Source organism: Mesorhizobium sp. WSM4817 (genome assembly GCF_055811135.1).
The window spans coordinates 415,218-437,411 of sequence record NZ_JBVVQQ010000002.1 but is presented as its reverse complement, the minus strand read 5'-3'; the positions used below and the strand labels follow the sequence as shown (position 1 = coordinate 437,411).

The 22,194-nt window shown below is 61.9% G+C and carries 22 protein-coding genes and 1 pseudogene; 10 read left to right on the top strand and 13 right to left on the bottom strand.

The window, feature by feature from the left end; translation table 11 throughout:
• Nucleotides 1–6: 6 nt before the first annotated feature.
• The gene (locus AC0L2K_RS04710) at nt 7–1,539 is read right to left on the bottom strand and encodes an FAD-dependent oxidoreductase (protein WP_473530741.1); all 1,533 of its coding nucleotides are present in this window, start codon (nt 1,537–1,539) and stop codon (nt 7–9) included.
• 280 nt (nt 1,540–1,819) lie between these two features.
• On the opposite strand from AC0L2K_RS04710, the gene AC0L2K_RS04705 reads away from it, so the two are divergent.
• Both AC0L2K_RS04705 and AC0L2K_RS04700 read left to right on the top strand, forming a co-directional pair.
• Complete coding sequence (locus tag AC0L2K_RS04705) at nt 1,820–2,785, top strand: SDR family oxidoreductase (RefSeq protein ID WP_287345163.1); 966 nt, start codon at nt 1,820–1,822, stop codon at nt 2,783–2,785.
• A gap of 88 nt (nt 2,786–2,873) precedes the next feature.
• Nucleotides 2,874–4,586 carry an HAD family hydrolase gene (locus tag AC0L2K_RS04700; RefSeq protein WP_236388341.1) on the top strand — a complete coding sequence of 571 codons (1,713 nt, stop codon included), beginning with the start codon at nt 2,874–2,876 and terminating at the stop codon, nt 4,584–4,586.
• A gap of 162 nt (nt 4,587–4,748) precedes the next feature.
• On the opposite strand, the gene AC0L2K_RS04695 is transcribed toward AC0L2K_RS04700, so the two are convergent.
• A complete protein-coding gene (locus AC0L2K_RS04695) occupies nt 4,749–5,195 on the bottom strand; it encodes a TIGR02588 family protein (RefSeq protein WP_023801355.1) in 447 nt (148 codons plus the stop codon).
• Entirely contained in the window at nt 5,192–5,950 is a 759-nt protein-coding gene (locus AC0L2K_RS04690; protein WP_245277751.1) for a TIGR02587 family membrane protein, read from the bottom strand. The genes AC0L2K_RS04695 and AC0L2K_RS04690 overlap by 4 nt, the downstream gene beginning before the upstream one ends.
• A gap of 284 nt (nt 5,951–6,234) precedes the next feature.
• On the opposite strand from AC0L2K_RS04690, the gene AC0L2K_RS04685 reads away from it, so the two are divergent.
• The gene (locus tag AC0L2K_RS04685) at nt 6,235–6,678 is read left to right on the top strand and encodes a PPC domain-containing DNA-binding protein (protein ID WP_023801352.1); all 444 of its coding nucleotides are present in this window, start codon (nt 6,235–6,237) and stop codon (nt 6,676–6,678) included.
• A 42-nt stretch (nt 6,679–6,720) separates the two neighbouring features.
• Here AC0L2K_RS04685 and AC0L2K_RS04680 read toward each other — a convergent pair whose 3' ends face one another.
• The 3 genes from AC0L2K_RS04680 to AC0L2K_RS04670 form a co-directional block, all read right to left on the bottom strand.
• Nucleotides 6,721–7,995 (bottom strand): DUF763 domain-containing protein, encoded by a 1,275-nt coding sequence (locus tag AC0L2K_RS04680; protein WP_287174496.1) that lies wholly within the window; start codon nt 7,993–7,995, stop codon nt 6,721–6,723.
• Between the two features lie 150 nt (nt 7,996–8,145).
• Nucleotides 8,146–8,583, bottom strand: coding sequence for a GFA family protein (locus tag AC0L2K_RS04675; protein ID WP_128167985.1), 438 nt, complete (start codon nt 8,581–8,583; stop codon nt 8,146–8,148).
• A complete protein-coding gene (locus AC0L2K_RS04670; RefSeq protein WP_287228747.1) occupies nt 8,580–9,242 on the bottom strand; it encodes an alpha-ketoglutarate-dependent dioxygenase AlkB in 663 nt (220 codons plus the stop codon). The genes AC0L2K_RS04675 and AC0L2K_RS04670 overlap by 4 nt, the downstream gene beginning before the upstream one ends.
• 25 nt (nt 9,243–9,267) lie before the next feature.
• Between AC0L2K_RS04670 and AC0L2K_RS04665 the strand changes: the two genes are divergently transcribed.
• Complete coding sequence (locus AC0L2K_RS04665; RefSeq protein ID WP_473530740.1) at nt 9,268–9,543, top strand: KTSC domain-containing protein; 276 nt, start codon at nt 9,268–9,270, stop codon at nt 9,541–9,543.
• A 79-nt stretch (nt 9,544–9,622) separates the two neighbouring features.
• Here the strand turns inward: AC0L2K_RS04665 and AC0L2K_RS04660 are convergent, their stop codons facing one another.
• Nucleotides 9,623–9,850 (bottom strand): hypothetical protein, encoded by a 228-nt coding sequence (locus AC0L2K_RS04660; RefSeq protein ID WP_287345173.1) that lies wholly within the window; start codon nt 9,848–9,850, stop codon nt 9,623–9,625.
• Nucleotides 9,851–10,026: 176 nt separating this feature from the next.
• Here AC0L2K_RS04660 and ku (AC0L2K_RS04655) point away from each other — a divergent pair, with 176 nt between their 5' ends.
• Nucleotides 10,027–10,896, top strand: coding sequence for a non-homologous end joining protein Ku (gene ku / locus AC0L2K_RS04655; protein ID WP_473530739.1), 870 nt, complete (start codon nt 10,027–10,029; stop codon nt 10,894–10,896).
• Between the two features lie 3 nt (nt 10,897–10,899).
• Complete coding sequence (ligD, locus tag AC0L2K_RS04650; protein ID WP_473530738.1) at nt 10,900–13,449, top strand: DNA ligase D; 2,550 nt, start codon at nt 10,900–10,902, stop codon at nt 13,447–13,449.
• Nucleotides 13,450–13,481: 32 nt separating this feature from the next.
• Here the strand turns inward: ligD and AC0L2K_RS04645 are convergent, their stop codons facing one another.
• Both AC0L2K_RS04645 and ku (AC0L2K_RS04640) read right to left on the bottom strand, forming a co-directional pair.
• Nucleotides 13,482–14,522 carry an ATP-dependent DNA ligase gene (locus tag AC0L2K_RS04645; protein ID WP_473530737.1) on the bottom strand — a complete coding sequence of 347 codons (1,041 nt, stop codon included), beginning with the start codon at nt 14,520–14,522 and terminating at the stop codon, nt 13,482–13,484.
• A 41-nt stretch (nt 14,523–14,563) separates the two neighbouring features.
• Complete coding sequence (gene ku, locus AC0L2K_RS04640) at nt 14,564–15,367, bottom strand: non-homologous end joining protein Ku (protein ID WP_287228735.1); 804 nt, start codon at nt 15,365–15,367, stop codon at nt 14,564–14,566.
• Between the two features lie 227 nt (nt 15,368–15,594).
• Here ku (AC0L2K_RS04640) and AC0L2K_RS04635 point away from each other — a divergent pair, with 227 nt between their 5' ends.
• Nucleotides 15,595–16,299: a phosphoribosyltransferase gene (locus AC0L2K_RS04635; protein ID WP_473530736.1), complete on the top strand. Its 705-nt coding sequence runs from the start codon at nt 15,595–15,597 to the stop codon at nt 16,297–16,299.
• Nucleotides 16,300–16,508: 209 nt separating this feature from the next.
• Here the strand turns inward: AC0L2K_RS04635 and AC0L2K_RS04630 are convergent, their stop codons facing one another.
• Complete coding sequence (locus AC0L2K_RS04630) at nt 16,509–16,724, bottom strand: hypothetical protein (RefSeq protein ID WP_287228730.1); 216 nt, start codon at nt 16,722–16,724, stop codon at nt 16,509–16,511.
• Nucleotides 16,725–17,689: 965 nt separating this feature from the next.
• Between AC0L2K_RS04630 and AC0L2K_RS04625 the strand changes: the two genes are divergently transcribed.
• Nucleotides 17,690–19,012: an NAD(P)/FAD-dependent oxidoreductase gene (locus AC0L2K_RS04625; protein ID WP_287228728.1), complete on the top strand. Its 1,323-nt coding sequence runs from the start codon at nt 17,690–17,692 to the stop codon at nt 19,010–19,012.
• A gap of 626 nt (nt 19,013–19,638) precedes the next feature.
• Nucleotides 19,639–20,035: pseudogene (locus AC0L2K_RS04620) on the top strand (thiamine pyrophosphate-dependent enzyme); the annotation flags it as partial.
• A gap of 13 nt (nt 20,036–20,048) precedes the next feature.
• Here the strand turns inward: AC0L2K_RS04620 and AC0L2K_RS04615 are convergent.
• The 3 genes from AC0L2K_RS04615 to AC0L2K_RS04605 form a co-directional block, all read right to left on the bottom strand.
• The gene (locus tag AC0L2K_RS04615; RefSeq protein WP_091590276.1) at nt 20,049–20,363 is read right to left on the bottom strand and encodes a hypothetical protein; all 315 of its coding nucleotides are present in this window, start codon (nt 20,361–20,363) and stop codon (nt 20,049–20,051) included.
• A 141-nt stretch (nt 20,364–20,504) separates the two neighbouring features.
• Nucleotides 20,505–20,753 carry a hypothetical protein gene (locus AC0L2K_RS04610; protein ID WP_287228727.1) on the bottom strand — a complete coding sequence of 83 codons (249 nt, stop codon included), beginning with the start codon at nt 20,751–20,753 and terminating at the stop codon, nt 20,505–20,507.
• Nucleotides 20,754–20,838: 85 nt separating this feature from the next.
• Nucleotides 20,839–21,660, bottom strand: coding sequence for an SIR2 family NAD-dependent protein deacylase (locus AC0L2K_RS04605; protein WP_473530735.1), 822 nt, complete (start codon nt 21,658–21,660; stop codon nt 20,839–20,841).
• A gap of 185 nt (nt 21,661–21,845) precedes the next feature.
• On the opposite strand from AC0L2K_RS04605, the gene AC0L2K_RS04600 reads away from it, so the two are divergent.
• Nucleotides 21,846–22,163 carry a hypothetical protein gene (locus AC0L2K_RS04600; protein ID WP_473477171.1) on the top strand — a complete coding sequence of 106 codons (318 nt, stop codon included), beginning with the start codon at nt 21,846–21,848 and terminating at the stop codon, nt 22,161–22,163.
• The last annotated feature ends 31 nt before the right edge of the window (nt 22,164–22,194 follow it).

Sequence of the window (22,194 nt, the reverse complement as noted above, 5' to 3'; positions counted from 1 at the left end):
TCCGGGCTAGGTCGTCTGGCGCTCCATTTCCACCTCGGCCCCCAGACTTTCGATGTCGCGGAAGATCGAAGCGACAGCCAGCGTGCGCCCTTCGCGCTTGAAGCGGAGCAGGCAATCCCTGGCAACGATGTCGCCATCGATCGCGATCTCGTCCCATTGCACGGCATGGCCGACATAGTTGATGGGAACATCGTAGTGCTGGCTCCAGAAGAACGGCACGGCGAGGAACTTCTGGCGATGGCCGAGCATGTTGAGGGCCGCGCTTTGCCCCTGCCGCTCGGCAACCACCCAATGCTCGACCCGAATGTTCGCGCCACTGTGAGGATCCGGCCACCGCGCAATGTCGCCGGCCGCGAAGATGCCTGGTGCGCTCGTCTCCAAAAAGGCGTTTACGACGACACCGCGGTCAAGGGTGAGCCCCGCCGTTTCGGCAAGCCCTGTCCGCGGTCGCACGCCGATGCCGGCGACGACGAGATCCGCCGCCAAAATATCGCCACCGTTGAGTTTCACCTCGCTGGCGTCGATGCTGCTCGCAGTGTCCTCGAGATGGAATACGACACCATTCTCCTCATGCAGGGCGCGGATGAAGTCGGCCATTTGCGGACCCATGATCCGTTCCATGGGCCGTTTTTCCGGCGCCACGACATGAACTTCGATCGAGCGCGACCGCAGCGCCGCGGCAACCTCCAGGCCAATGAAACTGGCGCCAAGCACGACGGCGCGGCGCGCAGTCGTGGCTCGCTCGATGATCGCCTTGCAGTCTGCGAACGAGCGCAGCGTGTGAACATGTGGCTGGTCGGCGCCTTGTATGGTCAGGCGAACCGGTTCGGCTCCGGTCGCCAGGAGTAGCCTGTCGTAGGCAGTCCGGGCCCCGTCCGCGAGCACAACCTCGCCAGAACGCGTATCGATGCTGGCGACATCCGCATTGAGGCGCAGGTCGATGCCGTTCTTCGAATAGAAGCTTTCTCGGCGCAGCGGAATCCAATCCTCCGGTGCTTTGCCGGCGAGGTAGTCCTTGGAAAGATTGGGCCGATCAACCGGCGGCGCTTCGTCGTTGCTGAGCATGACAATGCTGCCTTGATAATGTTCGCGCCGCAGTGTTTCTGCCGCCGCGAAACCTGCGGCGCCGCCACCGACAATGACGATTTTTTCGGGAGCCTGGCTGGAGCCGCCAGGGCGCGGCTTGGACACCGTCCGCTTGCGTTTGTCGCCCACGACTATCCGATCATCGCGTTGTTCCACCGACCAGCACGCGAGTGGACTGAAAGCAGGGGCGCGCAAGGCCTCGCCTGTACGCAAATCAAAACACGCGTGATGCCAGGGACACCGGACGGTGTCTTCCGCCACAAGACCGTCGACGAGCGGCCCGCCATAATGTGTGCATGTCGCGCCGATGGCGAAGATCTCGGCCCCGCGGCGCACCAGCAGCACCGGCTCATCGCCGCAATGGCCGAGGAGCTTTCCGCCGTCGGCAAGGTCGGATAACGTGATACCCTCGACCAGATCCGGCCCGGTTGGTTTGGCATGATCTACAGCCATTTTCCTCTCCCTTGGCGCGATCCAGAAGATCGCCTGTACGGCCGAGAAGCGGGAAATCGTCAGGTCACCAGCCTCGGAATACCTTCTGCTTGGCCAGCGCGCCTTCAGGTTTTCGGACACCGCTTGTGCCCAAACGTCCGGCCGCGTCATTCGTTGCCAGTTGCGCAGTACACGCCGTCGATTTCCTGGCGTTTGGATTCGTTGCCGAAGGAATGACGCCGTCGCGTAAACTTTTTCGCCGGACATGCGTTGTTCGTTCTCCAAGCCAAGGAGACAGCAGATGAAATCGGAAATCGCCGGCGAGGCCGCCAAGCAACGCCACATCCAGCGCGGCATCGACGCCAAGGACAAAACGAAGGGCAACGGCAAGCAACAAGGCGCCATGCAGGCCGGAGCACGCAAATATCCCGAGCCGCCCTTTCCCGAGCAGCACCAGCCGAAGCCAGGGCATGAATGGGCGATAGAGCCGGCGCCGCTTTACGACGCGCCATTCTATATCGGATCAAAAAAGCTGGACGGCAAAGTGGCCGTGATCACCGGCGGCGATTCCGGCATCGGCCGAGCCGTGGCCGTGCTCTATGCGCGCGAAGGCGCCGATGTGGCAATCGTCTATCTGTGCGAGGACAAGGATGCTGAAGAAACGAAGAGGGCCGTCGAAGCCGAGGGCCGGCGCTGCACGCTGGTCAAGGCCGACGTCAGCGAACGCGACCACTGCCACAAGGCTGTGACTAAGGTGGTGAAGGAATTTGGCCGGATCGACGTGCTGGTCAACAACGCCGCTTTCCAGGTCCATTCCAGCGACTTCAGTGAGCTGACCGAGGAGCATTTCGACACGACGCTGAAGACCAACCTCTACGGCTATTTCCACATGGCGCAGGAGGCCGTTCCGCATATGAAGCCTGGTTCGGCGATCATCAACAGCGGCTCCATAACCGGCATCGAGGGCTCGAAGCAGCTGGTCGACTATTCGATGACCAAGGGCGGCATTCATGCCTTCACGCGCGCGCTGTCCGGCAACCTCATCGAAAAGGGAATTCGGGTCAACTGCGTGGCGCCAGGCCCGGTGTGGACCCCGCTCAACCCGTCGGACAAGCAAGCCGGCGACGTCTCGAAATTTGGCGCAGACACGCCGATGAAACGGCCGGCGCAACCAGAGGAAATCGCGCCGGCCTATGTGTTCCTCGCCTCGCCGCATTGTTCAAGCTACATCACCGGCGAGATATTGCCGATCATCGGCGGCTACTGAGAACGTGTCGCCCGCACTGCCTCGATCATCGTGGACCTCTCGCCTGTGGCGGAGGTAGCGGCGATCTCAGATATGAAATGGTCGACAGATGTATTTCATTGCCTTGGCGACGGACTATGACGGCACGCTGGCGCACGATGGGATCGTAGTCGAAAAGACGCTTGCAGCCCTCGAACGGTTCAAGAAAAGTGGCCGCAAGCTCATCCTCGTCACTGGCCGCGAACTGCCCGACCTCAAGCGGGTTTTTCCCGAACTCGGCGTGTTCGACAAGGTCGTCGCCGAAAATGGGGCGTTGATCTACACGCCTGCCAGCGAGGAAGAACGTGCGATCTCACCGGCGCCGGCGCCGAAATTTGTCGCCAGTTTGAAGAAACGCGGCGTCAAGCCGCTTTCAGTCGGACGGTCGATCGTCGCGACCTGGGAACCACACCAGGCAACAGTTCTTGAGGTCATCAAGGAACTCGGGCTGGAGCTGGAAATCATCTTCAACAAGGGCGCGGTGATGGTGCTGCCCACCGGCATCAACAAGGCAGCCGGGCTGGCAGCCGCACTTGAGGACCTCAAGCTGTCGCCACACAATGTGGTCGGTATTGGCGATGCTGAAAACGATCATGCGTTCCTGCGGGCCTGCGGCTGCAGCGTCGCTGTCGAGAACGCCCTTGCGGCGGTCAAGGATACAGCGGATCTTGTAACGCGCGGCGCACGTGGAAAGGGCGTCGAGGAACTGATCGAAAAGCTGGTAAAGCGTGATCGGGAATTTGTCCGAAAAGGCCGTGACGGCATCCTTCTCGGTTCGGTCGGCGGCGACGAAGTCTATCTGACGCCGACCGACACGGTTCTGATCGCCGGAAGCTCCGGCATCGGCAAATCCACCTTGGCCACCGCGCTGACGGAACGCTTCGTCGAGAACGGATTTCAATTCTGCGTTTTCGATCCGGAAGGCGACTATGATGGCCTCGAAGGCGCCGTCCGGGTAGGCGATGCCTCAAGCGAACCGACAAAGGCACAAGTGCTCGACCTGATCGAAAAGCCCGACACCAATGTGGTCGTCAACGGGCTGGCGTTGCGGGTCAACGAGCGACCAGGCTTCTTTGCCGACCTGCTCCCCGGTCTTGGCAATTTCCGCTACCGTACGGCGAGGCCGCATTGGCTGGTCATCGACGAGGCGCATCATCTTCTGCCCAAGAGGCGCGACGACACGCGCGCCATCCTGTCGTTGGAATTGCCGGGCACTGTCCTGATCACCGTTCATCCGGAAGCGATCTCGACCGACGCCCTGCGTCTGGTCACTGCCGTCATTGCGCTCGGTCCCAAGGCCAAGAATGTCATCAAGGCCTTTTGTCAGGAGACGGACACCAAGCCGCCAAAGGATATTCCCTCGCCAAAAGGCGAGCGTGTGCTGTTCTGGCGGCCGCAAGCCCGCAAGAAAATTGCCATGGTCAAAGCGATCGAGCCGCGCCAGTCGCTCAAGCGTCACAGCCGCAAATATGCAGAAGGTCAACTCGACGAGGCCGGCAGCTTCTATTTCAGAGGTCCCGACAACGCGATGAACCTCCGGGCCCACAACCTGATGATCTTCGCTCAGATTGCCGAGGGCATCGACGACAGAACCTGGGAGCATCACCTGCGCGCCGGCGACTATTCCGAATGGTTTCGCCGACAGATCAGGGACAAGGATCTGGCGCGCGAGACCGCCGAGGCGGAAAAGGACGAAATGCTCTCGGCGCAGGAAAGCCGCAAGCACGTTCTGGATGCGGTGCGTCGCCGTTATACGGCTCCTGCCACCGCCCCGGAGGAATAGAGAGGAATAGGGTGCGAAAGGATCGCCCACGCACATCATTCTCGGAGGCACCGGCCGTGTTGGTTCTCTGCAGCCATGTCGCTTTTACAGCAGGGCGAAGCAGTGGCCGGTTGACCGCGTCATCCACGCCGAGTTCCCTTTCATCCATGGCGTTTTGACTGGTCAGGGTTCACTATATCCAATGGCAAAGAGGCGCAGGTCATAGGCCTCGGGATCGCGACGAAAGATCAACGCGCCCTTCCGTTGGGAATTCTGTGGGACATAGTCGAGCGTAGCGCTGCTATCCTCGACGACCTCATCGCCGTTGCGGAGCTCACCTTTGATCTCGACAGCAGCAACTGATTTCCCCGCCCTGTTTGCAGCGGCGAACTCGACCACGTAGCCCCCCTCGGTGACCGCGACCGCGAGTGGCACCACAACGATCCGGGCGGTCCCATCGCGCGTGCTCACGCCATCGACGACAAGATAACCGAGCACGGCAAGCAGGACTACGGAGCTTATGCCCGCCACGACCCACTCCGTGACCGAAGTCCCGGGTTTGCGTGTCTTTGCTTTGTTGTCGGACTGCTGCTTCTGTTGCTTGTCGCCTTTTGCGGGGTTCCTTGTCACAGAATGAGCCTCGCAACCGCCGCCCCGAGCGCGCCAGGAAACGACAGAACCACGACTGCACTGAGTGTCTCCGAAAAGCCGGCGCCATCGGTCCTGCCGAAGGTCCACAAGATGTAGAGGTTCACAAGCATCACCAGGACATAGCCGACGATCGCATAGCGAAAGAAGATGCTGACGAATCCAGCGCCTGGCTCGGGACTGTGCGAGCCGCGGAATTCGAACTCATAGACGAAGGCGTGCATGAGAGCGAGGGTGACCACCACCAGGGCGATTTCCTGCCAGGGCTCCATCTTGTAGGCGATGAGGACGACCTCTTCCGTCGGTGCGATGTTCACCGATAGAAATAGCGCTCCGACCACCATCAGGAACAGCTCTCCGGTGTAGCCGGGCTCGGGAATGTCCTCCTCCTCCAACAAACTCGGGCCGAGCTGAGCGCGTGCCAAGGATGCCCCGAGACTGCCTGGGACAATTTGCACCGCAATTTTGCCAATCACCTCCCGCAGCGGCATTTCGGCGGTCACGATGCCGAAAATAAACAACACCGCCGTAGCCGCCACAGCGGCCACAAGTATGGCCACAAAAGCATCGGCGATGCGGTCGCGCAGCGCCACCGTGTGGCGAAAGCCTCCGTACTTGTGCAGCAGCACCAGCATTGGCAAAGTGACAGCGAGGAACAGGGCGAGCCGCAGTGGGTGAAGGTGAAAGCCCAGCGCCCAGGCCTCCATGGTCATCAGCACCGGGGCGGCGAAGATCAACGCTCCGGCAAAGGCACGGCCAAGACCAATCCAGAACTCACGCGGCGTTAGCGCATGCCTGACGATGATCTCGGTTGGCGCCACGTCCGCTCCTCAGAGATAGCCTGCGGGGAACAATGTTTCCTGGACAATCTTGTTCCGCACCGCTGCATCTTCGCCACAGCCGAACGGCGCTGCGATGTTCAAAGCCACGCCAAACCTGTTGGGAACTCGCGAGCCAGCTTTCCGTTCAACCTCTCGATCGAATGACAACCCAAAGCCGACACAGCGTCTGGAGTGAAATCATGAAATCGCAGCTCGTCGCCGAAAGCGCCGGACAAAGGACGTTCGTTGTGGTGCTTGATCCCGGCGAGGAAGCGTTCGCGGCGCTCACATCTTTCGCTGTCGATAACGATATTGGCGGCGCCTCGCTGACCGCGCTCGGCGCCTTCGAAAAGGCGACTGTCGGCTGGTTCGACATCGAGGAAAAAACTTATCGGAAAATCCCGGTGCTGGAACAGTGCGAGGTGCTCAGCGCGATCGGCGACGTTGCGATCGGCGACGACGGCAAGCCCAGCCTTCACGTCCATGCGGTGCTCGGATTGCGCGACGGCAGCACGAAGGGCGGACATCTGCTCGATGGCATTGTTCGGCCTACACTCGAAGTCACTTTGGTGGAAACGCCTGGTCATCTGCGCCGCAGAAAACGTCCGGAACTCGGCATCGCCTTGATTGATCTGGATGCCTGAACACGGATCAGGCCAGGTCCGCTGAACTGCGTTCCGGTCCGATTATCCCTTTTGTTTGATTTGTTTAGCATCCGCGGGCGCCTCGGGTGCGGTCTCCCAGCCGAACACGCTGCGGCCGCCGAGCAGATGCGACCGATCGAACTCTCCGGCAACGATTTCCTTCAGACTGGGGCCGGTGACATAGCGTTCGACCTGCCGCGACTGCTCGTCCAGCCGCTTCAAGGCGCCGAGTTCTTCGTCGCGACCGAGCCTGGCCTTGTGGACGGCCGACTTCAGCACGCCGATCGTCTCGTCATAGACCTTCAGCGGCACGGGGAATGGATGCCTGTCCTTGCCGCCATGTGCCAGCGAGAAGCGCCCGGGATCGGAAAAACGGCATGGCGCGCCATGCAAAACCTCGGCCACCAGCGCCAGCGCCCGCACCGTGCGCGCACCGACGCCGGGCACCAGGAGAAGCTCGGAGAAATCGGCGGGGCCACGCTCGGCAGCCGCCGCCATGTTGCCATGAAGACGACGCATGACGACATCGCTTTCGCGAACGTCGTGGTGCGCCGGCATGACCAGGTGCGGCAGCATTGGCTGGTCGGGCTCCGGTGCGGCAGCCACGTCACGTTCGAGCGCGGCGAACTCCCTCAGAATGCGATCCGGTCCGAGATCCTGCAGGAGATTCAACTGGCCCTTGCGCGAGGCGTCGGCGCGGCGGTCGGTCAGGTTGACGATCTCGCCCTGGTTGGCGCCTTCGATGGCGGCATGCGGCTGCTCGACGAAACTCTTCAGGCCTTCGGACAGCCAGTGATAGCGGCGCGCCACCTTGCTGTCGCCGTTCATGCCCTGCTGCACCACGACCCAGTCGCCGTCATCGGTGACGATAAAGCCATGCAGATAAAGGTCGAAGCCGTCCTGGACGGCGGCGCTGTCAACCTTGGCGACAAGCCGGCTGGCCGTCGCCAGGCCTGTTCCGTCGAAGCCGACGCGCTCGCCGATGGCGGCAAGCTCATGCGGGGTCTTGCGCGAATGCGCGCCGCGGCCGCCGCACACGTGAATACCGAGTTCGCCGGAGAGCGGAGCCAAACCACGTTTGAGGGCGCCGATGACGCTGGTCGTGATGCCGGAGGAATGCCAGTCCATTCCCATGACGGCGCCAAACGACTGGAACCAGAAGGGATGCGCCAGCCGGCGCAGCAGCTCTTCGCGACCGTAATGGTGAATGATCGCCTCGCACATGACGGCTCCAAGGCGCGTCATCCGGTCGCCGAGCCATTTCGGCACGCGTCCGCCATGAAGTGGAAGGTCTGCGCTTCCCGATCGTTGTGCCAAATTTTTCTGCCTGTTCCGACCTATGCCTTGCGCTCAACAGATAGTATAGAAAGCGGCGTGAAGAAGCGATGATGCCGGTCCGTTTGGATTACAAACTGATCGCAATTCAATTCAGCTGGGCCATTCGGGTCCCATCGGCGGCGTTGCCGGTTACCGGTCGGCCGGATTTCCGACCGCCGGATCGCGCCGCCTTGAATATCTTCCCACACGCGGCAGATCGTCGCCAAATTCCACCCACGGCAGCTTCATGTCCCAATAGGCATGAGCCTGCGGCGCAAAGCGCTCGGGGTGGTCGAAGAAGCCGATCGTCAGATAAAGTTCCTCGGGAAGCCCCTGGTCGAAGTAGGCTATGGATGTCCCGCAATCGGCGCAGAAGGTGCGGAGCACGCCTCGGGTCCTTGAGAATTTTTTTGGCGCGCCGGTGAGCAATCTGAATTGGGCCGGCCGATAGCCGACCCAGACGGTCAGCGGGCTGCCTATCGCCTTGCGACAATCGTCATCGTGATCGGAGCAAATCCAGAACGGGTCACCATGCATCTCAGCACTTATCGAACCGCAAAAACAGGAGCCGGTCTCGATTCTGGTCATCGAACTATCGCTTCTGATCGAGGCGACCGTTGCGGGTGCAGCGTCCGCAGGGTGATGGAGTAGCGGTGCGCGGCAACCGGCGGGATGCTGTGCTCCCATTCGGTGCGCGCCGGGCCCGTCATCAGGTAAGCCGATCTTGGCTCGAGGGTGACGGTCTCGCGAGCCCATCTCGTGCCGTTCTTCCGGCGGAGCCGAAAGCTGCACGGCGCAAGAAGAGATACGCCGGCCACGGCATCGAAATGCGGCTTGTCGCGATGCCAGCCGATACCCGCGCCGGGTCGGTACTCATTGATCAAGACCTGCACAAAAGCCTCGGCGGGCAGCCGCGCAAATGCCGCCACCTTGTCCCTGAGCGGCATCAGGAAAGCAGGGATCGCCGGCGCCTCGACCACCTTGCGTTGGTCAAAATCGTAGCGCAGGCCAAAACCGGCGACGCGCCGGTTTGCGAGATGGCCATGGAAGTCGAAAGGCTGGAAGGCGAGACTTTCGAGCTGCCGCACCAGTTCGGCCTCTTCCTCCGCCGTGATCAGCTCCGGCCGGTAGCAAAATCCTTCCGGCAGGTCGTCACGTGCGTGAAAGTCGGGCGCGAGAAAGTCAGGCGCGCGAAACAGGTCGCCTTGGCCAGCGGATTGCGGCTGCCTGGTTTTGAGCGATGGCATCAACCCTAATTGGTGAAGCCGGCCCGTGGCGGCAAGGCCTTGGGGCCCGCCGGATTATTGCCTCCACAATGCGCGAGATGGAACCCGGATTGCCGGGGCGGGTTATTGCCCAGGCGCGTCGAGTCAATTACGACCCGGCGACGAGGACCCTCTCCCAAGCGGAAATCGCTACGATTTCAACGACGTGCCGCCGCAAACTTATGCGGCATTCCGCAAGGCCTGGTCAAAAGGCCGGTTTTTCAACGCCTTCATTCGCGACCGGTATAGCTACCATCTGGTCGAGCAGAGCCCGTCGGGATGAAACCCGGTGCCTTGTCGGCAGAAATTCATCCGGAAAGGGAACGCATGCCCTCGCAGAATCCAGTCGGCCGGCCGATCCCTCACTGCTCCGGCGGCGTTCCGGGTTGATCGCCGCCTGTGGTCGTCTTCGGCGTCGGGTCCTTGTCGACTTCGGGATTTTGATCGACGGTGTTGGTGTTACTCTGGGTCGGCTCAGTGCTGCTGGTGCTGCCCTGCGTCGGCTCGGCCTCGTTGCTGCAACCTGCCAGAGCCAGAGCCGCCACCAGCGCCGACAAAAACGACAGGCTCGTCAGTGATAATCCAGTCATGGCCAACCGCTCCCTTGCTGCTCGACAACGGCGGGTGGTGAATTTGGTTGCAGCGGAATGGCTTGTCTGCTGGCCCAGGCCCTTCTGATCATCGCCGCGCAGGCGCCAAAGGAACAAATCTCGGCGCCGCCACGTTGCATTTCCTGTGCAATGCTTGTGACAGTGAGGCTATCGTCTTGGCGCCGAGAGCAAATTGGAAGGGTTTTCTGAAAATCGGAGAACTCAGCTGCCCGGTGGCGCTCTATACGGCTGCCTCAACCTCCGAGCGGATCGCCTTCCACACGATAAACCGCGCCACCGGTCATAGGGTGCATCGCGCCTTCGTCGACAGCGATAGCGGCAAGCCGGTCGAGAAGGACGACCAGGTCAAAGGCTATGAGATCGGCTCGGGTGAGTACGTCGTGCTCGAACCCGATGAGGTCGCAGCCGCTGTTCCCGAGAGCGACAAGACGCTGTCGGTCTCGGCCTTCATCGGCTGTTCCGATGTCGACGACGTGTATTTCGACAAGCCTTATTACCTGGCCCCGTCGGACAAACACGCGGAGGAAGCGTTTGGGCTGATCCGCGAAGGCATGCGCAGGAAGAAAGTCGCCGCCATCGCCCAGACCGTCCTGTTTCGGCGCGTCCGGACCCTGCTCGTCCGCGCCTATGACGAAGGCCTGGTCGCAACGACGCTGAATTTCGATTACGAGGTGCGCTCGGCGGAGGAGGCTTTCGACAACATCCCCGACTTGAAGATCGAGGGCGAGATGCTCGAACTGGCCGAACACATCATCAAGACCAAGAAAGGCAAATTCGATCCGACCAAATTCGACGACCGTTATGAGGCGGCGCTGGCCGAGCTTGTGAAGGCAAAGCTCGAGGGCAAGAAGATCGCCGTTCCGAAGCCGGCCAAGCGGGAGAGGGTCGTCGACCTTATGGATGCGCTGCGCCAGAGTGCCGGCGTTGGCGGCAAGCAGCCCTCGACAAGAAAGCCCGCGGCAAAGTCAAAGCCAGCGCGCCATGCCAAGGAGAAGCAGACAGCGCCGCGTCGGAAGGCCGGCTGACCGATGGCGCTCGAGACCTACCGCAAGAAGCGCAATTTTTCCGTTACCCCGGAGCCGCAGGGCCGCAGGGCGCCGAGGACCGGCGACAGCTTCGTCATACAGAAGCACGATGCCACCCGGCTCCATTATGATTTTCGTCTCGAAATGGACGGCGTCCTGAAGAGCTGGGCCGTCACAAAAGGGCCGAGCCTGATCCCCGGCGAGAAGCGTCTTGCCGTCCACGTCGAGGACCATCCTCTGGAATATGGCGACTTCGAAGGCACAATCCCGAAGGGCGAGTATGGCGGCGGCACCGTCCTCCTTTGGGACAGAGGCACTTGGACGCCGATCGGCGACGCGCATCGCGGCTATGCGAAAGGCCATCTCGACTTCGAGCTTCACGGCGAGAAGCTTGGCGGCCGCTGGCATCTTGTGCGGATGGCCGGAAAGCCCCGGGAGAAGCGCGAGAACTGGCTGCTAATCAAAGGCGACGATGACGCCGCGCGCACCGAACGTGATCCCGACATTCTGGACGAGCGGCCGGAATCCGTCGCGACCGGCCGCAAGATAGAGGACGTCGCCGGCGAAGAGCCCGGCTGGTCGTCTAAGACAGGGCGCATTCGCAGGCGCCGCGGCGGCAGCACCAGGCCAGCTCCAGCGGAAGAGGCCCCCGCCACTATCAGCGTTCCCGAACCGTCAAAGATCAAGGGCGCCAAGAAGGCGGCGCTTCCCGATTTCGTCGAACCGACGCTGGCGACCCTGGTCTCGTCAGCGCCGTCGGGCGAGCGCTGGCTGCACGAGATCAAATTCGACGGCTACCGGCTGCAGGCCAGGATCGAAGCCGGCCGCGTCAAACTGTTGACGCGGAGCGGTCTCGACTGGACGAAGAAATTCGGCAAGGCGGTCGTTTCGGCGCTGGCCGATATCCCTGTCGGGACGGCGCTGATCGACGGTGAACTCGTGGTCGAGACGTCAGCCGGCGCATCGGATTTTTCCGCGCTGCAAGCCGATCTCAGCGAGGGCCGCAGTGATCGCTTTCACTTCTACGTCTTCGACCTGCTTCATCTCGACGGCTACGATCTGCGCGACGTTGCGTTAATCAAGCGCAAGGAATTGCTGGAAAAAATCATCGGCAGTAACAGCGGCATCATCAGCTACAGCGGCCATTTTGAGGAGGATGGCGCCCTGGTGCTGCGACATGCCTGTCGGCTGAGCCTGGAAGGCATTGTCTCCAAGCTTCGCGATGCGCCCTACCGCGCCGGCCGCAGCAAGAACTGGGTGAAGTCGAAATGCTCGGCGCGGCAGGAATTTGTCGTGGCCGGCTATGTCCCCTCGACAACCTCGCGCAAGGCGATCGGTTCGCTTGTCCTGGGTGTCTATGACCACGGCAAGCTGCATCATGTCGGGCGCGTCGGCACCGGCTACACGGCAGCGGTCGCCGAGAGCCTGTTCAAGAAGCTCGAGCGGTTACGCATTCCGTCAAGCCCGTTCGAAAAACGGCTGAGCGCCGACGAGGCTCGGCAAGTCCGCTATGTCAGGCCGGACCTCGTCGCCGAAGTCGAGTTCCGGGCGTGGACCGCCGACGGCCATCTGCGCCACGCCTCGTTCCGCGGGTTGCGCGAAGACAAGCCGGCGAAAGAAATCACGCGCGAGACGCCGAAGACGAGCAAGGAGGTGGCCAAACCTCAGCGCCGGACCGTCAAGCTCACCCATCCCGACCGTCTTTACTGGCCGGACGAGGGCGTGACCAAGGAAGGCCTCGCCGACTATTATTCCGAGGTCTGGCGTTATGTGTCGCCCTACATCGTCGGCCGCGCGCTGGCGCTGGTGCGCTGTCCCAACGGGATTTCGGGCGAGCAATTCTTCCAGAAGCATGCCTGGAAGGGGCTGAACCCCAACATCGTACTGGTCCACGACCCCAAGGATCCGCCCGACGAGCGGCTGATCAGCATCAATGATCTCGACGGGCTGATCGGTCTCGTCCAGTCGGCGTCGCTGGAGATCCACCCCTGGGGCTCGACGGTGAGCGATTGGGAGCGTCCGGACACGATCATCATGGATCTCGACCCCGGCGAAGGCGTGAGCTGGGAGGCGGTGATCGAAGCCGCCGTCGAGACCCGCGACCGGCTGAAGGATGCGGGGCTTGTCCCCTTCATCAAGACCTCCGGCGGCAAGGGTCTGCACGTCGTGGCGCCATTGAAGCCGAAAGCCGAATGGCCAGCTGTAAAAGCCTTCACCAAGGCGATTGCCGACTCCATGGCCGCCGACAGTCCCAACCGCTACGTCTCGACCATCACCAAATCGAAACGGCGCGGGAAAATCCTGGTCGATTATCTGCGCAACCAGCGTGGTGCGACCGCGGTCGCACCCTATTCGACAAGAGCACGACCGGGTGCGGCGGTGTCGATGCCGCTTGCCTGGGAAGAGCTCGGCCCCGGCATCGGACCGGCCTATTTTACCGTCGAGAACACACCGACCCGGCTTGCCTCGCTGTCGTCGGACCCCTGGCAGGATTTCCGCGCGGCCGCAGCGCCAATCGAAGACCGTGCAAACCGGCGCAAGAGAGCGGCTTGAGGACGGCACTGCGAGTGCATGCATCGGAATAATCAGGCGATCTGCTCGAGCGTGCATTGCTCGGGGGCCTTGTCTGGTCGCCAGCGCAGGAACTTGGTGCCGTGCCGGAAACGGTCGCCGGTGACGTGATCGAAGCGCACTTCGACCACCAGTTCGGGCCGCACCGGCTCCCATTCGCCGCTGCGCTCGGTGCTCCAGCGGCTCGGCCCGCCCGGCGCCTTTCCGGTAAAGCCCGGTGGCGCGCGCATGGCTTCGAGCTTGCGGGTAAGCTCGGCCCTGTCCTCCTTGGCAATGGTCGAGGTGAAACCGACGTGGTCGAGCTTGCCGGCCTCGTTGTACAGACCCAGCAGCAATGATCCGACCTGACGACTGCTGCTGAGATAGCGAAAGCCGCCGACCACACAATCGGCCGACCGCAGCCGCTTCACCTTCACCATCGCGCGCACCCCCGGTTGGTACGGACCGTCCAGCCGCTTGGCAACGACGCCGTCTGTCGCCCCATGTCCGGCATCCCCTAGCCAGGAGCGGGCTTCCTTCACATCGCGCGTGCAGTGCGAAAGCACGATGTTCCTGCGGTTTGCCGAAGCGACGAAAGCCTCAAGGATCGCTCGCCGTTTTTTCAGGGTCCGCGCCAACCAGACGGTTCCGTGCTGATCGCAGAGCATGTCGAACAGGACGATGCTAGCCGGGGTTTCCGCGGACAGCTTGCGGATCCTGCTCTCGGCGGGATGAAGCCGCATCTGGAGCGCGTCGAACGAAAACTTGCCGTCGACCGAGATGACGATTTCCCCGTCGACGACAAAACGGCGCGACGGCAGTTCCTTCAATGTCGCGAGGAGTTCGGGAAAATAGCGTCCTAGCGGCTTGCCTGACTTTGCGCGCAACTCCACCGCATCATCCTGCCGAAATGCCAGGCAGCGAAAACCATCCCATTTGCGTTCGTATTGCCATCCATCTCCTTCGGGAATCGCATCGGCCGCCTTTGCCTCCATTGGAGGCGTATCGAGCGGCAGGAGGAAATCGCTGGATCGGCGGGTGCTGTCGAAAGCAGGATCGCGGGGTATGACCTTCATTGTGCTGCCTTTGTCTCCCAGCCCAGCCTGCTCCCAGGCGCTTATTTCCGCTTTCCGGGCTCCGAGCCGATGCTCTTGCGCAGCGCATCCATGATGTTGATCACGTTGCTGGCCGGTTGCTCGGCCTTGCCCTTCGCCTTGGCCGGACCCTTCTTGCCCTTCTTCTTCGAGGCAATGATCTCCAGCAGCCGCGCCTGGACCGGATCTCCGGTCATGGCGGGATCCCACTGCCTAGTTCGCTCATCGATCAGGGTCGAGACCATATCCATCAGTTTCGGATCGGGTTTGACGTCGTCGATCTTGCCAAAATAATCCTCGGGATCGCGAACCTCATCGCCATAGCGCAGTGTCCACAGCACGATGCCCTTGCCTCGTGGTTCAAGCATGACGGCGCGCTCGCGGCGGTACATGACCAGTCGCGATATTCCGACCGTCCCCGTCGATTTCATTGCGTCGCGAATGACCGAGAATGCCTCCTCCCCCACCGGGTCGTCAGGGGTGAGATAGTGCGGCTTGTCGTACCAGATCCAGCCGATGCTGTCGGCATCGACAAACATGTCGATATCAATGGTACGCGTGCTCTCGAGCGCAACCGCTTCGATCTCGTCGTCCTCGAGCAGGACGTATTCGTCCTCGCCGCGCTGGTAGCCCTTCACCTCGTCGTCTTCAGCAACGGGCTTGCCGCTGACGGCATCGACATATTGGCTGACCACCCGATGCCCGCTCTTGCGATTGAGCGTATGGAACCGGACCTTCTCGCTCTCGGTGGTAGCGGGCGTCATCGCCACCGGGCAGGTCACCAGTGAAAGCTTCAGATAGCCTTTCCAGAAAGGACGTGGCGCCATCGAGCACCCCCGGCAGGAGTAAAACAGTCGAACGCAGCAGGGCGATCGATTGTTCCAGCAGCGATTTGATCGCGAACCGGGGGCCAATCGCATGGTTCGGCAATTTTTACCAAGGTGAGACGAAACAATTGCCTCCGATCGTCGTTTCGCCAGCAAGCTGAATTGGGGCGAGGAGGAGGCCTGAACAGCACCGACGCCAAGGTCTCGGCCTTGGAGAGGTGAAGACCATGTGCTTTGACGCCTTGAGATTCAAAGATCGAACGGATGCGGGGCGCCAGCTTGCCGCCACTTTGGCCAGGTTCGCGGCAACCGATCCACTGGTGCTGGCGCTGCCGCGCGGCGGCGTGCCGGTTGGCTTCGAAGTGGCGAAGGCACTCCGTGCCCGGCTCGACGTGCTGCTTGTGCGCAAGATCGGCGCGCCGGGCCATTCCGAATATGGCATCGGCGCGGTCGTCGACGGGGAAAATCCGCAGCTCGTCCTGAACGAGGAGGCGATGGCTTTGGTCCGGCCGTCAGACGAATACGTCGAAGCAGAGATGCGGCGGCAACTGCTCGAAATCGAACGTCGCAGAAACCTCTATCTCGGAAGCCGGCCTGCGGCTTCGGTCCTGGGCCGGACCGTCATCGTCGTCGATGACGGCATTGCGACTGGAGGCACGGTCAGAGTGGCGCTCAAGGCGCTAAGGAAGGATCGCGCCGCGCATGTCGTGTTGGCCGTCCCGGTCGCACCTCGGGACACGCTGGACCTGATCAAAGCCGATGCGGACGAAGTGGTCTGTCTCGCCACGCCTGAGCCGTTTGTTGCGGTGAGCCGGTATTATGAGGATTTCGAGCAGACCACCGACGCGGAGGTGATCCGGCTGCTGCGTGAGGCAGAGCAGTTTGAGAGCAAATCGTCGACGCGATCTGCCGAAGGAGCACGCCATGGCTAGCAAGGACCGACAACCGATGGCGATCGTCGAGCGCGGCGATATTTCTGCGCGAACTCAAAATGACCAAATCGCGCCATCCGATAGAACCGCTCTTCAGTGGCGAATAGGCCTGGCCTGAGCCAAACGGCCCCTCCCCTTGCGCTCGCAGCCGACCTGAAGCGCGGCCCCGGTCAGGGCCGCGCGACCGCGCGCCAGCGGCGGTTGAGCCGTCAATCGCGCAAACGATTGGCAGCGTGATCCTGGCGCTGCTCACTCGCGATCTGCCTGGAATCCAGGCCGCGTTGCTTCGTGTGCTGGGCCTTGTCGCGGTTGGACAGGACTTTGTTTTCCTCGAGCTTGTCCTTTGGGGTGGTGGTCATGGCGCCTGCACCGGAACCCTTTCCCCGCGCACCCGCTCCGATGTGCTTCTTGCTACCTTTTGCCATGGGCTTGCTCCAATTCTTAGTCGTCGGGACGGTTCTTGTGATGAACGCTCTCCTGATTTTCTCCGCGAAGGATGTTGCGATCGTCAGGGTCAACGAGGTCGGGTGTCTTGGACCTGATTTCGACCCCTTGCGCCGCGCTTCACGTTCCGCTGCTGATCGCTTCAGGTCAGCCTCTGCGTCGAAATCCTTGCCGGCGCCCTTCGTGTTCTCCCGCTTTTCAATGATGCGCAATTGCTGCTCATGGGTTCTGCGTCCAGCCATTGGTTTCCTCCAAGGTGCCTTGCGTTCGATTTTTTGAGGCCCAGATCGCTGGCGGAACCGTCCACTTCCGGTGATTGCAGTTGGCCACGATCCTTGCCGAAGCGGACCAATCGTGCGCCACCACGATCTGAGCCTGTCCTTATGGCGATAATGGCAGGGCGGCGGGATCGTTCCGAGATGGCGGCCGAATAAACCGTCTATTCGCTCATCGGCTGCGGGCTGCTCATCCGCATCTGCCATGATCCGTCAGACTTTCTCCTCGCGGTTTTCCGATGGAACATCAGGGCATCTCCGTCGTTCGGCGACTGATCGCCTATGTCCACGTCTGACGCCCCGCCGCAGCGAGCGCGTAAAGCTGCAAGAGGATGGACCGCACGATCAAGGACGCCACGGTCAAACGCTTCTACTACGAGAGCCACGATCAGCTCAGGTAACACCTCGCCGACTTCGTTGCCGCCTACAACTTCGCTCGCAGGCTCAAGACCCTCAAGCGCGATCCAACGGACTCGCGAGCAGGTTACGCCGCCCTGCGCCGAACTGGAACTTGGTCGGGCTTGAGCAGCTCGTATCGATCAAGGGATCAAAAACCCGCACATCTGGCGAAGTCCTGGATGATTTCGGCACATTCTTTCGAGCGCACGATGCGATGAAGGGCTGATCGGAACTTTGCTTCCGCATTCTTGGCAGCCGAGGTTGGTTGGAACATGTCGCCCCGAGTCGAACGCATTCACAGCGATGAGCGTCTCCCGGCCGAGGTCGACGTCGTCATCGTCGGCGGCGGCATCCTCGGCTCTACGGCCGCCTATTTCCTGGCGAAGCGTGGCCTCTCTGTGGCTCTGCTCGAGAAGGGCCACGTCGCCTGTGAACAATCGAGCCGCAACTGGGGTTGGTGCCGCCAGCAGAACCGCGATCGGCGCGAACTGCCGCTCTCGGTGATCTCCATGCGACTGTGGGACGAGCTGACGCGCGATATCAATCGGGACCTTGGATTTCGACGCTGCGGTCTCGTCTATGCCACTCACGACGAGGCTGTGCTCGCCGGCTGGGAAAGGTGGCGCGAGGTCGCCAGGGAGTACGAGGTCGACACCCGCATGCTGAGCCGGGCGGAGGTGGCCGAGCGCGTCCCCGAAGCGCGCGACAAATGGGTCGGCGGGACCTATTCGGACCGGGATGGTAAGGCCGAACCTGCGCTCGCCGCGCCGGCTATCGCCGATGGGGCCAGAGCTCTGGGCGCCACCATCCACCAGGAATGCGCCGCGCGGGCGCTCGACTTGGCCAATGGCAAGATTGCGGGCGTGCACACGGAGAAGGGCTACATCAGAACCAGCGCGGTGCTGTGCGCCGCTGGCGCCTGGTCCTCGCGCTTCCTTAGGCCGCTCGGGATCAGTTTCCCCCAAGCGAGCATCCGGCAGACCGCGCTGCGTTCCACCCCGACAATCAACATAGGCGAGGCGGTCTCCACACCCTACTGCACGATCACGCGCCGACTGGACGGCAGCTATACGCTTGCGATCAGCGGCAAGGCGAACCTCGAAATCACGCCCCAGGCTATCCGGTATAGCCGGGAATTCATGCCGCAATTCTTCCGTCGCCTGAAGAACGTCAGGCTCGGCATCGGCCAATCGTTCCTTTCGGGGCCGGATTCAATGCCGGCGCTGCTGACCAGCGACGATCGGATCTTCGAACAGAATCGGGTGCTGGATCCTCCACCCTTAAAATGGCTGGTAAGCCAAGTGGTGGAGAGTGTCCGGAAGACCTTCCCCCAACTCGGCGATATAGAGATCGATAGTGCCTGGGGCGGCTTCGTCGATTGCACGCCGGACGCAGTGCCTGTGGTGTCGCACGTGGACGGGGTGAAAGGCCTCGTCCTCGCGGCGGGCTGCTCGGGCCACGGCTTCGGTTTGGGCCCGGGGCTTGGCTACCTGGCCGCAGAGCTTGTCGTAAACGACACGCCTTGCGTCGATCCTACACCGTTCCGCCTGTCGCGTCTGGTCGACGGCTCGAAGCTGGACATCGCCGCTATCTGAAGATCAGCCGGAAGTCAGGCCTGACGCGCACCAAGCGAAGTCAAAGTGTCAGCAGACGGGTGAGCGGAATCCCCACGTTCCCTCGCAGTCAAGTCTCCGGGTGCATGAGCGCAACGTGGTAGGAGTTGCACCAGAATCCGCTCGGGAGAGCGCCGCGCTCATCGCGCTCGTCTTTGGCGCAGTTGGATCCGTCGCAGGAGTTCATTCTAGCGTTTTCTGCTTGTGCCGGTAAGGCGAATTGCTCGGCCCATACGCCGCGCCAGCGGCCGGGATGTTTGCCGCAACCTACACACGTGGCAGCGCAAACTTCAACGCCGTGGCCTGCACTACGGCATCCTGCGGGAGACCGGTTTCTACGGCGCTGGGGTGTCGTCGACAACGTCTTAACCAACCTGTGGGTGCTCGCCCCCTGCGCGGGGCACGCACGGCTTTATCTCACCCAGCTCTTCCACAGGCGGAGCGGCCCCGCACCTCGTCCACGCCGGAGGCGTCAATCTCGGCGCCGCTTCTTACAAGCGCCCTCGCCCTGCTTCTCCCGGTTGTCCTTGGTCTGGGGCGGTCATTGGCCCGGGACAACACACTGGAGGCAACCATGCCCAACACCGCGAGATCCTTGTCGACACATTTCGACGGCCGTGCGTTACAGGATTCCGCTCAAGCTTCTGGTGATCAAGAACAACATGCTCAACCAGATCGCCTGGGAGCAAATGATGTTCCTTGGCAACCTGCAATTTGCCTGCGAACTCCAGCCGATCGATTTCGCCCTGGCCGCGGAGGTCATGGGGGGAATCGGCTACCAGCGTCACCCGGCCTGAGGACGCCGATGGGGTTCTTGATGCCGCGTTTGCCGCGGAAGGCCCGGTGATCATAGAGGCGGTCGTCGACGCATATGAACCTATGCTGCCGCCGCGCATGCCGAACGAATATCGCAAGAACATGCGCACAGCCCTGCGGGAAACGCCGGGCCGCAAGGAGATCGAAGCAAACCTCGCTAGGGAGCCGCTGAAGACGATGATGGGCTGAGCTCCCTGGCCGGTCAGTCCTTGGTGTAGGCGCCTGGCTGGCGGCCGCTCTTCGGAGCCTTGGCGTCCTTGGAACGCTCGGCGATCGACGGACCGGCGCCGGATGTCTTTTCGGTCGCTGCGCTGGGCGTAGACCGCCTGGGCGGGTCCTGCCCCTCGGATTGATGGGTTTTGTCCTCCACCTCGTCCCTTGACCGGGTCAGGCCCATGCCGCCGGCAGGCTTCTTGTTGCCGGCTGCCTCCTGCGAGAATTGATCCGACGCGTCGGCATCTTTCTTTGCCGGGTACTTTGTCGCGCCATGTTCGTAACGGGTCTCGTTTTTGTTCATAGCATTTCTCCGGTTTCACGGATTGTGGCTAAACGCTCCTGTTGCGGTACCGCCGCCAGCGCTCCCGGCGGCGGCATATGCGATGCGTGCAGCGCCCGGCCGGCGCGGCTGCCGATATTCGGCGCGCTCAGGCGTCCTCAGTCAGGCATCCTGCCATGGCGTGTGCAGGATATCGGCGCCCGGCTGCTCGTCGAAAAGGACCGCGCAGCCGCGCGCCCACGCCACCGGCGACAGTGCGTTGGCCACGATTTCGTCCGGCGAGATGAAATCACCGGTCAGCACCCGCAACTCTTCGACGGCTTTGGCCATCGACACCAATCGCCCTGCGGCGCGGTCGGTGGTGCAGGCGTCGATGACGGAAACGAGATCGATCATTTGGAACTGGCCCATCATAGGCCTCCGCAAACAGCATCCCTTCGCAGCTATGAACGTCGCAACGATCTACAATGTTCCCGGCCGGCCGAACGCATCGGCACTAAGCCTGGTCTATCGCGTCCTGGAGCTTGCTCAGGAATGCCACCAGAGCATCCTCCGGCCGATCGGCCTCGTCGGTCAGCATGTCGATACCCCAGCGTCCGAGGACCGCTTCCTGGACGACGCTCGGTTGCGGCATGAAGACGAACGATTTCGGACGATTCCTTTCATAACCGGACCGGCGCCAGGTTTCCCAAAGCCGATACAGCAACAGACGGATGTTCATGTCGGACATGCTGTAGCCGATGAACAGGACAGTGCGCCCCAGTGCGTCGGCGCGAAACTTCACATCCAACGGCGACTCGAACGACAGCCGCTCGAAATAGTCGGACTCCGCCAGGACGAGAGACGCGTCGTCGTCGAAATCGCCGTGGTATTTGATGATCTGGGTAACCTCGCCGTTCACCTTGGGGATATCCTTGGCATTGGCCACTTTCACGAACGCGCGGTCGTGGACTTCGAACGCAACCTCAAGGTTTCGATCATAGTTGGTGGTGTAGATGATCGGAAAATCGAGTGACACGATCAGCTTGTGGATCGCCGATCCCTTGACTTTTTCCCGCGAGACGCTCCATTCGCGATCCATCCAGCTGCGCAAGGGGCCGAGACTGCCATGCTTCAGCCGGTAATATTCGGCAAGAGCCTGGTAACTGGACTCAGGGCCGGCGACCACGTCTCGATCGAGGCCGAGTTCATCCACCATATGCTCGATGAGCTTCCCCCAGGATGGCAGGCCGACGCTCATCGACACACCCGCCCCAACGAACAAGATCGCTCGTCGCTCTTTCACGGATTGAGCCAGTTGCTCAAGTGCAGACGGCATGGCCAACTCACCAGGCGATGATCCAAACACAACTGCGAAAGCCGCCCTCTGTTCCGCAGAAGCCGGATCAGCGCCAAGTCTGTTCAGAAACCGGGTCTGTTCGGAAAATCGGGTGTGTTCAGCAAATGCGGCGCAGACTGGAACCGCTGAGCCAGATCGAAGTTTGGTGTCAGGGAGACACCATGATGGCCGTCCGACGAGATCAGACCAAAGCGAGAGGCGATATTCAGGCCGGGGCGACACAGGACAAGACCCCGGGGTTCGACCCTGCGGCGGCACCTGAAAAGACCGACGCCGAAGCGGCCGGTATGCCAAATCCTGTCGCCGAGGCTCGTCCACGGCGACAGCCTGAGTTCACGAATGAAGCAAGCTTCGGCGATGCGATGCGGCCGGCAGCAAGCGAGCCTGGTCTTCAGCCTGGCAAGAACTGGCCGGTGCTGGTGATTGCCGCAGTCGTTCTCGTAGCCGCCGCGGCCTTCCTGCTGGCAGCCCTGCTGCGCTAGCGAGATTGGTTTCGAGAGCTTATGGTCCCGA

Coding starts and splice junctions, on each gene's coding strand:
- AC0L2K_RS04675 (WP_128167985.1), bottom strand. CDS start 8,583: ATGACCAGAATCGAGACCGGCTCCTGTTTTTGCGGTTCGATAAGTGCT.
- AC0L2K_RS04670 (WP_287228747.1), bottom strand. CDS start 9,242: ATGCCATCGCTCAAAACCAGGCAGCCGCAATCCGCTGGCCAAGGCGAC.
- AC0L2K_RS04600 (WP_473477171.1), top strand. CDS start 21,846: ATGGCCGTCCGACGAGATCAGACCAAAGCGAGAGGCGATATTCAGGCC.
- ligD (WP_473530738.1), top strand. CDS start 10,900: ATGGCGCTCGAGACCTACCGCAAGAAGCGCAATTTTTCCGTTACCCCG.
- AC0L2K_RS04625 (WP_287228728.1), top strand. CDS start 17,690: ATGTCGCCCCGAGTCGAACGCATTCACAGCGATGAGCGTCTCCCGGCC.
- AC0L2K_RS04660 (WP_287345173.1), bottom strand. CDS start 9,850: ATGACTGGATTATCACTGACGAGCCTGTCGTTTTTGTCGGCGCTGGTG.
- AC0L2K_RS04645 (WP_473530737.1), bottom strand. CDS start 14,522: ATGAAGGTCATACCCCGCGATCCTGCTTTCGACAGCACCCGCCGATCC.
- AC0L2K_RS04710 (WP_473530741.1), bottom strand. CDS start 1,539: ATGGCTGTAGATCATGCCAAACCAACCGGGCCGGATCTGGTCGAGGGT.
- AC0L2K_RS04685 (WP_023801352.1), top strand. CDS start 6,235: ATGAAATCGCAGCTCGTCGCCGAAAGCGCCGGACAAAGGACGTTCGTT.
- ku (WP_287228735.1), bottom strand. CDS start 15,367: ATGGCGCCACGTCCTTTCTGGAAAGGCTATCTGAAGCTTTCACTGGTG.
- AC0L2K_RS04700 (WP_236388341.1), top strand. CDS start 2,874: ATGTATTTCATTGCCTTGGCGACGGACTATGACGGCACGCTGGCGCAC.
- AC0L2K_RS04630 (WP_287228730.1), bottom strand. CDS start 16,724: ATGGCAAAAGGTAGCAAGAAGCACATCGGAGCGGGTGCGCGGGGAAAG.
- AC0L2K_RS04705 (WP_287345163.1), top strand. CDS start 1,820: ATGAAATCGGAAATCGCCGGCGAGGCCGCCAAGCAACGCCACATCCAG.
- AC0L2K_RS04635 (WP_473530736.1), top strand. CDS start 15,595: ATGTGCTTTGACGCCTTGAGATTCAAAGATCGAACGGATGCGGGGCGC.
- AC0L2K_RS04605 (WP_473530735.1), bottom strand. CDS start 21,660: ATGCCGTCTGCACTTGAGCAACTGGCTCAATCCGTGAAAGAGCGACGA.
- AC0L2K_RS04610 (WP_287228727.1), bottom strand. CDS start 20,753: ATGGGCCAGTTCCAAATGATCGATCTCGTTTCCGTCATCGACGCCTGC.
- AC0L2K_RS04615 (WP_091590276.1), bottom strand. CDS start 20,363: ATGAACAAAAACGAGACCCGTTACGAACATGGCGCGACAAAGTACCCG.